This window comes from Burkholderia sp. AU31624 (genome assembly GCF_020420065.1).
Classification (GTDB): Bacteria; Pseudomonadota; Gammaproteobacteria; order Burkholderiales; family Burkholderiaceae; genus Burkholderia.
Genome location: NZ_JAIZRT010000002.1, coordinates 921979 through 936204 on the forward strand (window position 1 = coordinate 921979; position 14226 = coordinate 936204).

General features: G+C 70.8%; 14 protein-coding genes. 11 read left to right on the forward strand and 3 right to left on the reverse strand.

Going from position 1 to position 14226, the window contains the following annotated elements; genetic code table 11:
* Positions 1–85 precede the first annotated feature (85 nt).
* The 11 genes from LGM89_RS09425 to LGM89_RS09475 are packed head-to-tail and all read left to right on the forward strand — an operon-like array spanning position 86 to position 10369.
* On the forward strand, positions 86–559 hold the full coding sequence (locus tag LGM89_RS09425) for a prepilin peptidase (RefSeq protein WP_089497315.1): 474 nt from the start codon (positions 86–88) through the stop codon (positions 557–559).
* A gap of 20 nt (positions 560–579) precedes the next feature.
* Entirely contained in the window at positions 580–1617 is a 1038-nt protein-coding gene (gene cpaB, locus LGM89_RS09430) for a Flp pilus assembly protein CpaB (RefSeq protein WP_226272905.1), read from the forward strand.
* A 54-nt stretch (positions 1618–1671) separates the two neighbouring features.
* On the forward strand, positions 1672–3054 hold the full coding sequence (locus LGM89_RS09435; RefSeq protein ID WP_226272906.1) for a type II and III secretion system protein family protein: 1383 nt from the start codon (positions 1672–1674) through the stop codon (positions 3052–3054).
* 13 nt (positions 3055–3067) lie between these two features.
* A complete protein-coding gene (locus tag LGM89_RS09440; RefSeq protein WP_089427883.1) occupies positions 3068–3448 on the forward strand; it encodes a CpaD family pilus assembly lipoprotein in 381 nt (126 codons plus the stop codon).
* 19 nt (positions 3449–3467) lie between these two features.
* Positions 3468–4691, forward strand: coding sequence for an AAA family ATPase (locus tag LGM89_RS09445; protein WP_226272907.1), 1224 nt, complete (start codon positions 3468–3470; stop codon positions 4689–4691).
* Positions 4688–6121, forward strand: coding sequence for a CpaF family protein (locus LGM89_RS09450; RefSeq protein WP_226272908.1), 1434 nt, complete (start codon positions 4688–4690; stop codon positions 6119–6121). Before LGM89_RS09445 ends, LGM89_RS09450 begins: the two co-directional genes overlap by 4 nt.
* Positions 6118–7095, forward strand: a complete 978-nt coding sequence (locus tag LGM89_RS09455) for a type II secretion system F family protein (RefSeq protein ID WP_226272909.1) — start codon at positions 6118–6120, stop codon at positions 7093–7095. Before LGM89_RS09450 ends, LGM89_RS09455 begins: the two co-directional genes overlap by 4 nt.
* Positions 7092–8036, forward strand: coding sequence for a type II secretion system F family protein (locus LGM89_RS09460; RefSeq protein ID WP_226272910.1), 945 nt, complete (start codon positions 7092–7094; stop codon positions 8034–8036). The genes LGM89_RS09455 and LGM89_RS09460 overlap by 4 nt, the downstream gene beginning before the upstream one ends.
* A complete protein-coding gene (locus LGM89_RS09465; protein WP_226272911.1) occupies positions 8033–8911 on the forward strand; it encodes a tetratricopeptide repeat protein in 879 nt (292 codons plus the stop codon). The genes LGM89_RS09460 and LGM89_RS09465 overlap by 4 nt, the downstream gene beginning before the upstream one ends.
* Entirely contained in the window at positions 8908–9336 is a 429-nt protein-coding gene (locus tag LGM89_RS09470; protein WP_226272912.1) for a TadE/TadG family type IV pilus assembly protein, read from the forward strand. The genes LGM89_RS09465 and LGM89_RS09470 overlap by 4 nt, the downstream gene beginning before the upstream one ends.
* Positions 9329–10369 carry a TadG family pilus assembly protein gene (locus LGM89_RS09475; protein WP_226203904.1) on the forward strand — a complete coding sequence of 347 codons (1041 nt, stop codon included), beginning with the start codon at positions 9329–9331 and terminating at the stop codon, positions 10367–10369. The genes LGM89_RS09470 and LGM89_RS09475 overlap by 8 nt, the downstream gene beginning before the upstream one ends.
* Here LGM89_RS09475 and LGM89_RS09480 read toward each other — a convergent pair.
* The 3 genes from LGM89_RS09480 to LGM89_RS09490 form a co-directional block, all read right to left on the reverse strand.
* Positions 10342–11595 (reverse strand): glycosyltransferase family 87 protein, encoded by a 1254-nt coding sequence (locus tag LGM89_RS09480; RefSeq protein WP_226272913.1) that lies wholly within the window; start codon positions 11593–11595, stop codon positions 10342–10344. The two genes, LGM89_RS09475 and LGM89_RS09480, sit on opposite strands and share 28 nt — an antisense overlap.
* A gap of 15 nt (positions 11596–11610) precedes the next feature.
* Positions 11611–12690, reverse strand: coding sequence for a glycosyltransferase family 2 protein (locus tag LGM89_RS09485; RefSeq protein WP_226272914.1), 1080 nt, complete (start codon positions 12688–12690; stop codon positions 11611–11613).
* 271 nt (positions 12691–12961) lie between these two features.
* Positions 12962–14224 carry a glycosyltransferase family 87 protein gene (locus tag LGM89_RS09490; protein WP_089497302.1) on the reverse strand — a complete coding sequence of 421 codons (1263 nt, stop codon included), beginning with the start codon at positions 14222–14224 and terminating at the stop codon, positions 12962–12964.
* Between the last annotated feature and the right edge of the window lie 2 nt (positions 14225–14226).

The window sequence follows — 14226 nt, forward strand, 5'->3', positions numbered from 1 at the left end:
CTGAACCCGCGCGCCACCGACGAACACCGGGATCCGCAGCGGTAGAACGTGTCCGGCCGGGGGCGTGTCGACGGACGGCTCTCCCATGCTCACGCTCGTGCAGTCGGTGGCCACGGTGTTGCTGGCCTCGCTCGCCGCGCAGGATCTGCGCGACCGGCGCCTGTCCAATCGCGCGGTGCTCGCGTTCGCGGCGCTGTATTTCGTCGCGGCGGCGCTCGTGCGCGACGGATTCGCGCCGCTGGCCGGCCATGTCGCGACCGGGGCGGCGATGCTGCTGCTGTTCGGCGGCATGCGCCACGCGGGCTGGATCGGCGGAGGCGACGTCAAGCTGGCGGCGGCGGTATTCCTGTGGGCCGGCCCGGCACTGGCGTTTCCGGTGCTGACGGGCGTCGGTGCGGGCGGTGCGCTGTGCGGCGTCGCGTTGCTGGCGTCGCGGCCGTGGCGCGCAGGCTCGGTTCGCGCGGTCGCCGCGCGCGGCGTGCCGTACGGCGTCGCGCTCGCGCTCGGCGGCACGCTGGCCGTCTGGGCGTCGTTTCCACACACGGTTTCGCTTACCTAGCCGGGGGGACGCACGCCGCCATGCCCAAACCGCTGAGACTGGCCGTGCTCGTCGTTGCCGCCGGCATCGGTGCGTTCATCCTGCGCGAGCTGTACGTCGCCGCGTCGACGCCGTCGGTGCCCGCCGAAACGGATCAGGCACGCGTGCGGGTGGCCGCCGCCGACCTGCCGGAAGGGCTGCTGCTGCGCGACAACGATCTGGCATGGAAGCGCATGCCGCGCGCGCAGGTGCCGGCCGGCGCATTCGTCGAGTCGCAGCCGGGCGCGGACCTGAAGGGCGCGCTGCTGCGCAACCATGTCGGCGCGGGCGCACCGATTCGCGTCGAGAACGTGATACCGGCCGGCGCGCCGGATTTTCTCGCGGCCGCGCTGCAACCCGGCATGCGCGCGATCTCGGTGCCGGTCGACGACGTGTCCGGCAACGCGGGGCTGATCCAGCCGGGCGACTTCGTCGACGTGTTGCTGACGCAGCAGATCGGCGGCTCGGCGACGTCGCCCGGCACGTTCGAAGCGGAGACCGTGGTGCGGCGTGCGCGCGTGCTCGCGGTCGGCTCCGAATTCCAGCGCGCGAAGGCGCCCGCGAGTGCACCGGACGCGACGGCCCGCGCCCGCACGGTCACGCTCGAGGTCGCGCCGCGCACCGCGCAGGTCGTGCTGGTGGCGACCCGCCTCGGCTCGCTGTCGCTCGCGCTGCGCAGTTTCGCGACGAGCGACCGGCGGCAGCCGGCAGGCGGCGACGCGCAGGAGCCCGATACGCAGCCCGTGTGGGCCGGCGACGTGTCGCGCGCGGCCCGCGAGGCCGCACGCGAACCGTCCGCCAGGCCGGAGCCGGGCGCGCGGCCGGCATGGCGGAGCAACGCGGTCGTGATCTATCGCGGTTCGTCGGTCGACGACGGATCGCGTGGCGGCGGCACCGGCACGCCGGGCCTGCCGCCGCTGCCGGCCGGGCTGCCGGCGTGGCCGGCGATGCCTGCAGTGCCTGCAATGCCCACGACGACGGGCGGCGCCAACGTCGCGGCGGAGACGACTGCGCAACCGCCGGCAATGGCGGCGCAGTGACGGATTGACGATTCGGGCCGGCCGCCCGGCGGCCGGCATTTGACGGGAACACGCATGGTGCGCATGGTTCGTTGGATCGCTCTCGGGGGCCTGGCCTGCATCGTCGCGTCCGGGGGCGCGTTGGCGCAGGTCGCACGCGTGCCGGACGCGGGCGCGGCGCTGTCGATCGCGACCGGCAAGGGGGAACTGCTGTCGCTGCCCGAACCCGCGGCCGCGATGTTCGTCGCCGATCCGTCCGTCGCCGACATCCAGGTGCCGTCCCCGCGCACCGTGTTCGTGTTCGGCAAGAAGGCGGGCACGACCACGCTGATCGCGCTCGGCGCGAACCATCGCCCGATCCTGCGCAAGACGGTGATCGTGCAGGTCGACACGGCGTCGCTGCAGGGCGTGCTCGACAGCCGCTTTCCGCAGCTGAAGCTGTCGGTGTCCGGCGCGCCGGGTTCGCTGATGGTGTCGGGCAAGGTGCCGAGCGCGGCCGACGCGGACGCCGTGATGCAGTCGCTCACGCCGTACCTGCACGACAAGGAGAAGATCGTGAACCGGCTCGCGCTGTCGCGCCCGATCCAGGTGAACCTGCGCGTGCGGGTGACCGAGGTGAGCCGCAACATCACGCAGCAGCTCGGCATCAACTGGAGCGCGCTGGGCGGCGCCGGCAACTTCGTCGGCGGGCTGTTCAACGGGCGCACGCTGTTCGATCCGACGAACGGCCTGTTCAACCTGTCGCCGACGGGCGCCTTCTCGGTGCTCGGCGGATTCCGCGCGGGGCGCTGGTCGATCGACGTGGTGCTCGACGCACTCGACCAGGAGGGCTTGATCACGATGCTCGCCGAACCGAACCTCACCGCGATGTCCGGCGAGACCGCGAGCTTCCTCGCGGGCGGCGAGATTCCGATCCCGGTCGCGCAGGCCGGTTCGTCGACCGGCGCGATCACGGTCGAGTTCAAGCCGTTCGGCGTGTCGCTCGACTTCACGCCGACCGTGCTCGCCGACAACCGCATCAGCCTGAAGGTGCGGCCGGAAGTGAGCGAGGTCGATGCGAACAACAGCGTGACGACCGGCGGCGTCAAGGTGCCGGGGCTCACGGTGCGGCGCGTCGACACGACGGTCGAGTTGTCGAGCGGGCAGAGCTTCGCGATCGGCGGGCTGCTGCAGAGCCAGACGGCCGACACCGTGTCGCAGATTCCGGGGCTCGGCCGGTTGCCGATCATCGGCAGGCTGTTTTCGTCGAAGAACTTCCAGGACAACAAGACCGAGGTGGTCGTGATCGTCACGCCGTACGTCGTGCAGCCGACCGGGCCCGGCCAGCTCGAGCAGGCGATCGACACCGTCGCGCGGCCGAGCAGCGACCTGGAGTTCGCGGTGCAGCGCAACCTCGGGCTCGACCTGCTGTCGGGCGACACGCCGCGCCTCGTCGGCGCCGCGGGCTTCGTGTACTGAACCGGAGGCGCACATGCGAACCCGATCGATCGTTGCCGCACTCCTGCCGCTGGTGTGTGCGGGCTGCCTGTCGGCGCCGCCGCCGGTCAACCTGCCCGATGCGCGGTCGATCGGCTTCGACGGCGCGCACGCGGTGGCGCCCGATTGCGCGAAGCTGATGCAGCCGTCGCATCTCGTCGACGCGGGGTACGCGCGGCCCGGCGTGCCGTTCGGCTGCGCGACCTATTCGAACCTCGCGGCGATGCTCGCGCGGCCGGAGGATCTCGTCGCGCCCGTGCCATACGGCGGCGCGGATGCGCAGACGGCCGCCGACGCGGTGCGCCGCTACGTCGAGGATCGCGTGAAGCAGCCGACGCCCGGCAAGACGCAGACGACCGGCTCGCCCAGCCATTGACCGCCCGGATGCCATCACGATGCCGCCCATGAACCTCCTCGACCGTCAGCACACCCGGCGCGCCGCGTCCGCGGGCGCGGCCGATCTCGTCGCGGTCGTCGCCGATCCGGGCAGCGAGGACGTGATACGCCGCGTCACGCAGGAGCTGGCGATCACGCGCACCCAGCTGCAATTGGGCACCTGCGACGATGCGATCCGGCTGCTGCAGCAGTACGAGCGTTCGCCGCGCCAGCTCGTCATCGACGTGTCCGATTCGGTGCTGCCGGTGTCGGACCTGATGCGGCTCGCCGACGTGTGCGACCCGTCGGTGCGCGTCATCGCGATCGGCACGCAGAACGACGTCGGGCTGTTTCGCAACCTGCTCGGCATCGGCGTGCAGGACTACATCGTCAAGCCGCTGACCGTCGAGTTGATGCGGCGTGCGCTGACCGCGACGGAATCGGTCGTGCAGGCGCGCACCGGCAAGGTCGTCAGCTTCGTCGGCGCGCGCGGCGGCGTCGGCGCGACCACGATCACGGTGAGCCTCGCGCGCTTCCTGGCGAGCGAGAAGCGCCGCCGGGTGGCCTACGTCGACCTGAACCTGCATGGCGGCGGCGCGAACTCGATGTTCGGGCTGTCCAGCAACAACGGGCTGATCGAGTTGCTGAACATGGGGCAGCGTCCCGACGACGCGTTGTTCGAGCGCATGTTCGTGACGAAGGGCGACCGGCTGCACGTGCTGTCCGCCGAGCTGGCCTACGGCGCCGACGTCACGCTGGGCGACCAGGCCGTCGCGCGCCTGGTCGACATGCTGAAGGACCGTTTCCACTACGTGCTGTTCGACGTCGGCAGTGGCGCCGGCAAGCTGCTCGAGGACGCGCTCGTGGCGTCCGATCTCGTCCACATCGTGGTCGACCGTTCGGTGCACGCCGCGTACGAAGCCGCGCGGCTCGTGCGCTTCGTGCGGGAACTGCCCGGCGAGCGGCTGCTGTCGATGGTGCTGAACAATCCGCTCGCCCCGGTCGCGGGCCGCGTCGAGCCGGTCGATTTCGAGGCGGCGTTCGGCGGCGCGACGCTGCACGAGCTGCCGCACGAGCCGCAGACGCTCGCCGTCGCCGAGAACCTTGGCGAGCCGATTGAAGGCGCGAAGCGCAACGGCTTCCTGGACCAGATCCGGCAGCTCGCGAACGGCATCACGGGCGAGCCGATGGCCGTCGCCGAGCCGTGGTATGCGCGGCTCGTCAAGTGGAGGAAGGGAACGTGACGTTCGGCACCCGCAACCGGCCGCCGGCGGATCCCGCGCCGGCCGAGCCACAGGCCGCGACGCCCGCCGTGGCGCGCGAGGCCGCTCCATCGGCCCCGGCGCCGACCGCGGCGGACGCGCCTGCACCGACTCCGGCTCGCACACCCGTGACGGCCGACACCCGCGAGGCGCTGATCCGGTCGAGCAAGTTCGACGCGATCCGCAGTGCGGTGTTCGCGTCGATGAACATGTCGGCGGCGCTGATGAAGACGCGCGACGAAGTGCGCGCGGGCATCGAGCAGGTGGCCGCGCACACGGTCGAGCGCGAGCGGCTGAAGATCACGGCCGGCGAGCAGGTGCTGATCGTCGACGCGATCCTGAACGACATGTTCGGCGTCGGGCCGATCGAGCCGCTGCTCGCCGACGATTCGGTCACCGACATCCTCGTCAACGGGCCCGACCAGGTCTACGTCGAGCGCGCGGGCCGGCTCGAACTCACGTCGCTGAAGTTCCGCGACGACGCGCACGTGGCGAGCGTCGCGCAGCGGATCGCGGCGGCGGTGGGGCGCCGCGTCGACGAGAGCAGCCCGATGGTCGACGCGCGGCTCGCCGACGGCAGCCGCGTGAACGTCGTGCTGCCGCCGATCGCGATGCGCGGCCCGTCGATCTCGATCCGCAAGTTCGCGAAGCGCGACATCACGCTCGCGCGGATGGCGCAGCAGGGCAACATTTCACATCCGATGCTGCAGGTGCTCAAGGTCGCGTGCGCGTGCCGGCTGAACATCGTGATCTCGGGCGGCACCGGCTCGGGCAAGACGACGCTGCTCAACGCGCTGTCGCAGCACATCGAGCAGCACGAACGGATCGTGACGATCGAGGATGCGGCCGAGCTGCAGTTGCTGCAGCCGCACGTCGTGAGCCTCGAGACGCGGCCGGAGAATACCGAGGGGCTCGGCGGGATCTCGCAGCGCGATCTCGTGCGCAACGCGCTGCGGATGCGGCCCGACCGCATCATCCTCGGCGAGATTCGCGGCCCCGAGGCGTTCGACGTGCTGCAGGCGATGAACACGGGGCACGACGGCTCGATGACGACGATCCACGCGAATTCGCCGCGCGATGCGATCAGCCGGCTCGAGAGCATGGTCATGATGGCGAACGCGAACCTGCAGCTGCTGTCGATCCGGCGCCAGATCGCGAGCGCCGTGCACCTGTTCGTGCAGATCGAGCGGATGCGCGACGGCGTGCGGCGCGTCACGCGGATCACCGAGATCGTCGGGATGGAGGGCGAGGTGGTGATCACGCAGGACCTGTTCGCGTTCCGCCAGGAAGGCGACACGACGCGCGATGCGGTGAAGGGCGTGTTCGAGGCGTCGCCGTTGCGGCCGTCATTCGCGGCGCGCGCCGCGTATTACGGCGTCGAGGATGCGCTCGCCGAGGTGTTCCGGCAATGAAGGCCGCCGACCTGTTCGCGGTGGGCGCGTTCGTGATGATCCTCGCGATCGGGCTCGTGCTGTCGTCGTGGTTCGATCGCGCGAGCCGCACGCCGGCCCAGCGCATCCGCGCGCGGATGCGCCGGCTGTCGCCGTCGCTCGCCGGGCGCGACGGGCTCGCCTCCGCCGCGCCCGGCGTCGCGTTGTTCAACCTCGAGCGCCGCCAGGGACGCGTGCGCGCGTGGCTGCAGCGCCGCGTGACGCGTGTGCGTGCCGTCGGCGGCAAGGGCGGCGTGAGGATCGTCGTCGCGAGCACGATCGCCGGCGCGATCGTCGCGATCGTCGCGGTGAAGCTGATCGGGCCGCCGGGCTTCCTGCGTCCGCTGATCTACGTCGGGTTGCCGCTGGTCACGATGCGCGCCAGCTACCGTGCGTTGGTCGAGCGCTTCCGGATGCGTTTTCTCGAAGCATTCCCCGACGCGATCGACGTGATCGTGCGGGCCGTGCGCGCGGGCATTCCGGTCACGCAGGCGATCAGCATGGTCGGCGACGGCGCGGCCGAGCCGGTGCGCGCGACGTTCCGCTCGATGGGCGACAGCCTGCGCGTCGGCGCGGATCTCAAGGACGTGCTGACGCAGGCAGCCGACCGGCTGATGATCGCGGACTTCTCGTTCTTCACCGTCTACCTGCTGCTGCAGCGCGAGACCGGCGGCAGCCTCGGCGAAACGCTCGACGAGCTGTCGAGCATCATCCGCACGCGTCGCGACATCCGCCTGAAGACGCGCGCGCTGACCGCCGAAGGGCGCATCACGACGAACATCATTTCGGCGGTGCCGTTCGTGATGATCGGCGCGCTGTTCCTCGTGAACCGCGACTACGTGATGCTGCTGTTCACGACGCACCCGGGACACACGATGCTGACGATCGCGGCCGGGTTGCTGACGGTCGGCCTGCTGGTGATCCGCAAGATCTCGAAACTGGATACCGCGCGATGACGATGTCGATACTGGCCGCCCGCGGCCTCGAGTTGCTGTTGTTGCTCGGCTGTGTCGCGGTGGCGCTCGCCACGCCCGGCGGCGGCACCCGCCAGCGGATCGCCGCGCGCGTGCGGCAGGCTGCCGGCCAGCATCCGCCGGCGTCGATGGCGGGGTGGCTGCAGCCGGGCAGCGTCCGGCTGGATCTCACGCGCCGGCTCGCGCAGCTGGGCGAACGGCTGCCGGTGCTCGACCCGATGCAGCGCGTGAAGCTCGGCCTGCAGCTGACGCGCGCGGGCTTTCGCGAGCGCCGCGCGGCGTCGGTGATGATCGGGATCAAGCTGAGCTGCGGCGTGCTGTTCGCGTGCGGCGCGATCGTGTTCAGCCCGCTGATTCCGCGCTTCGGCGAATACTTCGTGATCCGCGCGCTGGCGATGATCGCCGCCTTCGTGATCGGCGTGATCGTGCCGGAATACGTGCTCGGCGTGATGATCCGGCGGCGGCGGCGGATCATCGCCGCGTGCTTTCCCGATGCGCTGGACCTGCTGGTGATCTGCACGATGGCCGGCAACAGTCTCGCGTCGGGCATCCGGCGCGTCGCGCACGAACTGGCGCGCATCTGCCCGCCGCTCGCCGACGAGCTGACCGTATGCGCGGACGAGCTGACGCTGAGCGGCGACGTGTCCGCGACGCTCGCGCATTTCGCGATGCGTGTCGATTTCACGTCGGCGCGCTCGCTCGCGACGACGCTGACGCAGTCGCAACGGTTCGGCACGCCGATCACGCAGGCGCTGCGCACGCTGTCGCGCACCGAGCGCACCGAGCAGATCGTCGCGCTCGAGGAACGCGCCGCGAAGCTCGCGCCGAAGATTACGCTGCCGATGATGCTGTTCATCCTGCCGACGGTCTGCCTGATCGCGGCGGGCCCGGCGGCGATTCGCCTGCTCGAGGTGTTCAGATGACACGATCCGTCATACGCGCGTTCGCGCTCGCGGCCGTGCTGCCGGTGCTGGCCGGCGGCTGCGGCGCGCCGGGCGTCCAGACGCGGCCGGTGCTGTCGCACAAGAGCGACGACCCGCAGGCCGAATTGCGCATCGCCGACAGCGCACTGGCCGGCGGCAACGTCGATCTCGCGTCGACGCTGTACGAGAAGGTGCTCGCGAAGCATCCCGATTCGCTCGCGGCGCGCCTGGGGCTCGGCGACGTCAACTACCGCGCGGGCGACCTGGAGCGTGCGCGGATTCTCTATGACGAAGCGCAGCGGCAGGCACCCGCGGAACTCGGCCCGCAGCTCGGGCTCGCGCGCGTCGCGTTGCGGCAGCGGCGCCTCGACGAAGCCGCGCAGCGCTACCGCGACCTGCTCGCCGCGCAGCCGAACCATCCGCTCGCGGCGGAGGGGCTCGGCACCGTGCTCGACCTGCAGGGGCGTCATGCGGATGCGCAGGTCGTGTATCGCGACGCACTGCGCGCGCACCCTGACGCGCAGGGGCTGCGTGTCGATCTCGGGCTGTCGCTCGTGCTGAGCAACCGGCCGCGCGAAGGCGTGAACGTGCTGCTCGACGTCGCCGGGTTGCCGTCCGCGCCGTGGCAGGCGCGCCAGAACCTCGCATTTGCGTACGGCGTGCTCGGCAACACCGATTCGGCGAAGAAGCTGCTGTCCGCGGAGTTGCCCGCGTCGGCGGTGGCCGACAACCTGCGCTTTTACCAGGCGGTGCGTGCGCGGCTGGCGTCGCGCGGGGTTGCCGGGGTGGCCGGCGGGGCCGGCAGCCCGCCGCCGCTGTCCGGCGCGGCGCTGGAGCCGGGTGTCGTACCACCGGGTGCGGGGGCCGCAAAATGACACGCGGGGCGATGGGCGCCCGCCACGCGCGCGGCGTCGTGTCCCTCGAGTTCGTGCTGATGCTGCCGTTCCTGTTGATGGTGCTGATCGGCATCATCGACACGAGCCTGCTCCTGTGCGACAAGGCCGTCATCACGAACGCGAGCCGCGAGGCGGCGCGCGCCGGCGTCATGCTGCGGGTGCCGATGCTGACCACGACGCAGATCGCCGGCATCGCGCAGACCGCGATGCAGAACAGCCTGATCACCGGCGGCACCGCGACGACACCGGCGGTGACCGTGACGCAGGCGAACGGCACGACGTCGGGCACCGCGCTGACGGTGACGGTGACCTACACGTATTCGGGGCTCGTGCTGGGTTCCGCGTTCAGTGCGCTCACGGGCCCGGTGACGGTCTCGGCGACGTCGGTGATGCTCTATGAATGACGTGACCGCCACGCCACCCGTCGACGCCGAACGGCAGCGCGGTTCGGTCGCGCTGTTCTTCCTGCTGTTCCTGATTCCGCTGCTGTCGTTCGGCGCCCTGGCGATCGACATCGCGTGGATCATCACGGTGAACAACCAGTTGCAGAACGCGGCCGACGCGGCCGCGCTCGCGGGGGCCGATGCGATGATGTCGCCGAGCGGCGGCGCGGTGAACTGGTCGCAGGCCGCGCCGGCCGCGAATGGCGTGATCGCGAAGAACTCGGCGGCCGGCGCGGCGCTGTCGACCGGCACGGTGACCACCGGATACTGGAACGTGACGCGCAACCCCGCCTCCATGCAGCCGACGACCATCACGCCGGGCCAGTACGACGTGCCGGCGGTGCAGGTCACCGTGTCGCGCGCGCCCGGCGTGAACGGCGGCTCGATTCCGCTGCTGCTCGGCGGGCTGCTGGGGATTCCCGGCGCATCCGACAGCGCGACCGCCGTGGCGGTGCTGGCGGCGCCGGGCGGGGTCGGGGCAGGCGGGCTGTTTCCGGTCGCGATCGACCAGTGCGTGTACAACCTGTACTGGAACGCGTCGACCAACCAGCCGCTGATCAATCCGCTGACGGGCCAGCCGTTCGAATTCTCGATCACGAACGGCCAGATCTACGGCCTGCTGTGCATGGGCGGGCAGTGGACGTCGTTCCAGTCGAGCGCGACCGACACGACGACGATGGGCGGCCTGATGACAACCGGCAATCCGACGACGCTCAACATCGGCGACACCATCAATCTTGCGACCGGCGTGAAGGCGACGCTCTATACGTCGGTGCCGGTCGGCGCGACGGTGGTGCTGCCGGTCGTCACGCAGACCGCGACCAGCACCTCCGTGCCGATCGTCGCGTTCGCGCCGTTCCATATCGACGTGTCGCTCGGCGGCTCGTACAAGTACATCCAGGGCCATTTCGTCGCCGGCGTGAAGATGACCGGCGTCGCGACCGGCGTCGGGCCGTACTACGGCATCTACGTGCCGCCGCGGCTCGCGTTCTGAGCCTCCGGGCCGGCGCGGCGCAGCAGCACCAGGAGCGCGAACAGCGTCACGACCGGGCCGATCTGCGGCCCTTGCAGCCACGGGTTCAGGTATTCGACGGCCGGCAGCAGCCACATGAGCGCGATCGCGATCTGCTCGCCGCGCAGCCAGCCGTCCTGCCAGCCCATCGCCAGCAGGCACGCGATCGCGATGCCGAGCCAGGCGAGCTCGTAGTGCCACACGTACGGGTTTGCCGCGAGCGTGGCGACGGCCAGCACCGCCGCGCGCAAGCGGATGTCGCGCGAGCGTGTCCACACGATGCAGGCGGCGGCGATCGCCAGCGCCGCGACGCACGCTTGCGCGGCATACGCGGCGCCAGGCGGCAGGCCCGCGAGGCGGAGCGCGGCGAACGGCGCCGGCGACGCGAGCCAGAACACGATGCCTTGCTCGAGGAGGAGCGTGCGCGCGAGCGCCGTGCCGGCGACGAACAGGCGCAGCGATTCGACGCCGCAGATCAGGACGCTCAATGCGGTGAACGCGGCGGTGGCGAGCGCGGCCCACGCGACCGTGCGCCAGGCGCGCGTGGCGACCAGCACGAACGGGAACAGCAGCGCCATCTGCGGCTTGGCCGACAGCAGGCCGATGCAGAGGCCGGCCCACATCGGCCGACGGTCGGCCCAGCAGACGGCCAGCGCCGCGCACGACGCGGTGAGGAACGCGTTCTGCCCGAACATCCCGGTGACGAACACGCACGGGGCGGCGAGCAGCGCGAACGCGCCGACGCGCCGCAAGCCGGGGAGCGCGCCGAGCCCCGATACGCGCGCTGCGGCGAACCCGAACACGACGATGCCGAACGCGACGAACAGCGGGTAGCCGACTGCATAGGGCAGCAGCGCCAGCGGCGTCACGAGCAGCAGGTTGGTGGGCGGGTACAGCCACGCGACGAGGTCTTCGCGGCGGAACTGCGGGAACAGCTCGGCCGCCAGCCGGGAGAAGGTCGGCAGATCGTACGCTTGCCACGGCGAGCCATGCAGCATCACGTACGACGCCGACCAGAACACCGCGTAGTCGGGGCCCGGGCGCGACGGCGCGATCGCGGGCGCGTGACGGACGACGGCGATCCAGATCGCGACGAACAGCGCGTAACACGCGAGCGCGACCGCGCTGTACGCCACGACGCGCCGGGGCGTCAGCCATGCGCGGACGGGAGGGGCCGCCGCTCGGATCGCTTGTCGGGGGAGATCCATGCGTCGTGCGCGCGGTTACTTGGCGGACGCTTTCCGCGCGGCGCCGTGGCCGGCGGCGGCGGGCTGCGCCGTCCGGCGGCGGGCCGCATGCGTGCGCTTGAGCGGAAACTGCAGCAGCTGCGACGCCGGATGCGCGGCGGCGTCCCGCTGCGCGTGATAGCGCCGCCGCACGAGATAGACCGGCCGCTGCTTGGATTCGTGATAGATGCGTCCGAGGTATTCGCCGATCACGCCGATGCCGATCAGCTGGATGCCGCCGACGAACAGCATCACGGAGATCAGCGACGCGTAGCCGTGCACGGGATTGCCGAACAGCAGCGTACGCATGACGATGAACGCGCCGTAGACGAACGACAGCGCGGCGAACGCGAGGCCGATGTAGGTCCACACGCGCAGCGGCACGGTGCTGAAGCTGGTGATGCCTTCGAGCGCGAAGTTCCAGCGGCGCCAGCCGGAGAATTTGGAGCGGCCGCCGCTGCGCGGCGCGCGGGTGTATTCGATGAGCTCGATGCGATAGCCGACCCACGCGAACAGGCCTTTCATGAAGCGCCGCCGCTCGGGCAGCGCGCGCAGCGCGTCGACGACCTGGCGATCCATCAGGCGGAAATCGCCGACGTTTTCGGGCATCTCGACTTCGGAGAGATGGTTGTGCACGCGGTAGTAGAGCGCGGCGGCCACGCGCTGCATCAGCGGGTCGCACCTGCGGTCGGTGCGCTTGGCGGCGACGACCTCGGCGCCGGCGAGCCAGCGCTCGACCATCGCGGGGATCAGCGCGGGCGGATCCTGCAGGTCGGCGTCGATCAGGATCACGGCGGTGCCGGCGGCTTCGTCGATGCCGGCGGTGAGCGCGGCTTCCTTGCCGAAGCGCCGGGTGAGATCGACGATGCGCACGCGCGGGTCGCCGGCGGCGACGTCGATCAGCCTGCCGAGCGTGTCGTCGCGGCTGCCGTCGTTGATGCAGACGATCTCGAAACGGACCGACTCGACCGATTCGAGGATCGGCAGCGTCGTGGCAAAGAACGCGTCGATGGCTTCGTCCTCGTCATGGAACGGCACGACGAGCGAGACCAGTGGTTTTCTGGCATGCGCGGACATACGTCCCCCGAGAGATCCGGCCTGCGCTGCGCCGTATGGATCCGGTCGTCGCCGGCGGCAGGCCGGACGACTGGCGTTCTGAACATTGTAGGCAGGAATCGGGGATTCGTAACACGAATCGATGCCGGCGCGGCAATGCACGCGCGGACGCCGGGTCGCCTGGCCGGACGTTGAGGCTGGTGGCGTCGTGCCGCGCGAGCGCGACCGGTGCGATTGCCGGGCGCAGCCGCCGGCACGGGCAGAGTGCAGGGCGTGGCGCCCGGCGACCGGCTCAGGAGGCGCGAACGACCGCGGCGCATGTGCCGCGGCGTGCAAGCCGGGCGCGCCGCAGCAGCACGAGCAACGCGATCGTCGTCACGAGCGGCCCGATCTGCGGCAGATGCAACCACGGATTCAGAAACTCGTACAACGGCAGCGCCCACAGGACGGCCAAGAGACTTTGCTCGCCGCGCAGCCAGCCGTCCTGCGAGCCGATGGCGATCATGCACGCGATCGGAATGCACAGCCAGGACAGTTCGTAGTGCCAGAGATAGGGATTCGCGGCGAGCGTCGCGATGACCAGCATGGCGCCGCGCAGCCGCGCATCCCGATGGCGGTGCCAGACGACGCACGCGGCCGCGATCGCGATCGCGGCGATGGCGGCTTGCCCGGCATAGGCGAGCGTCAGCGGCAGGCCGGCGAGACGAAACGCCGCGAACGGCGTCGGCGATGCAAACCAGAACGCAACGCCATGCTCGATGATCAGTGAACGCAGCGCGCCGGTGTTCTGCGTGAAGAGATGGAGCGATGCGATGCCGCCCGTCGCGATGCCCAGCGCGGTGAAGGCGGTCGCGAATGCCGCGGCCCACGCGAATGCGCGCCACGCCCGCGCGGCGATCAGCACGAACGGGAACAGCAACGCGAGTTGCGGCTTGACCGACAGGAGTCCGATGAAGAAGCCGGCCAGCATCGGCCGACGGTCGACGAAATGCACGGCGAGCGCCGCGCACGCCGCGGTCAGCATCGCGTTTTGCCCGTACATCGCGGTGACGAACACACCCGGGCACGCGAGCAGCGCGAGCCAGCCGACGCGTTTCGCGCCGGGCGTCGCCGCGAGCCCCGACACGCGCCAGGCTGCTACCCCGAGCAGCACGATGCCGAGCGCGACGAACAGCGGATACCCGACCGCATAGGGCAGCAGCGCGAAGGGGGCGACCACCAGCAGATACGTGGGGGGATACAGCCACGGCAGGAACGCATAGCGGGCCGCGGTCGGGAACAGGCCGACGAGCACCCGCGAGAACGCGGGGACGTCGTAGATCTGCCACGGCGAACCGTGGAGCATCAGATGGGACGCGGACCAGAACACCATGAACCCCGAGCCGGGGCGGAACACGCCCGGGTCGGTCGAGTGGGTGCCGATCCAGACCAGGATCGTCATGAACAGCACGCCGACCGTCAGCATGACCGTGCTGTACAGCGCGACGCGTCCGGGCGTCAGCCAGACGCGGACAGGACGTTCGTCGGCCTGGATCGATGAGGTGGAAATATCCATGC

Excerpts from the sequence above, each read along its gene's own strand:
- LGM89_RS09440 (WP_089427883.1), top strand. The coding sequence starts at position 3,068 with ATGCGAACCCGATCGATCGTTGCCGCACTCCTGCCGCTGGTGTGTGCG.
- LGM89_RS09490 (WP_089497302.1), bottom strand. The coding sequence starts at position 14,224 with ATGGATATTTCCACCTCATCGATCCAGGCCGACGAACGTCCTGTCCGC.
- LGM89_RS09445 (WP_226272907.1), top strand. The coding sequence starts at position 3,468 with ATGCCGCCCATGAACCTCCTCGACCGTCAGCACACCCGGCGCGCCGCG.
- LGM89_RS09465 (WP_226272911.1), top strand. The coding sequence starts at position 8,033 with ATGACACGATCCGTCATACGCGCGTTCGCGCTCGCGGCCGTGCTGCCG.
- LGM89_RS09480 (WP_226272913.1), bottom strand. The coding sequence starts at position 11,595 with ATGGATCTCCCCCGACAAGCGATCCGAGCGGCGGCCCCTCCCGTCCGC.
- LGM89_RS09485 (WP_226272914.1), bottom strand. The coding sequence starts at position 12,690 with ATGTCCGCGCATGCCAGAAAACCACTGGTCTCGCTCGTCGTGCCGTTC.
- LGM89_RS09435 (WP_226272906.1), top strand. The coding sequence starts at position 1,672 with ATGGTGCGCATGGTTCGTTGGATCGCTCTCGGGGGCCTGGCCTGCATC.
- LGM89_RS09455 (WP_226272909.1), top strand. The coding sequence starts at position 6,118 with ATGAAGGCCGCCGACCTGTTCGCGGTGGGCGCGTTCGTGATGATCCTC.
- LGM89_RS09425 (WP_089497315.1), top strand. The coding sequence starts at position 86 with ATGCTCACGCTCGTGCAGTCGGTGGCCACGGTGTTGCTGGCCTCGCTC.
- LGM89_RS09460 (WP_226272910.1), top strand. The coding sequence starts at position 7,092 with ATGACGATGTCGATACTGGCCGCCCGCGGCCTCGAGTTGCTGTTGTTG.
- LGM89_RS09475 (WP_226203904.1), top strand. The coding sequence starts at position 9,329 with ATGAATGACGTGACCGCCACGCCACCCGTCGACGCCGAACGGCAGCGC.
- cpaB (WP_226272905.1), top strand. The coding sequence starts at position 580 with ATGCCCAAACCGCTGAGACTGGCCGTGCTCGTCGTTGCCGCCGGCATC.
- LGM89_RS09470 (WP_226272912.1), top strand. The coding sequence starts at position 8,908 with ATGACACGCGGGGCGATGGGCGCCCGCCACGCGCGCGGCGTCGTGTCC.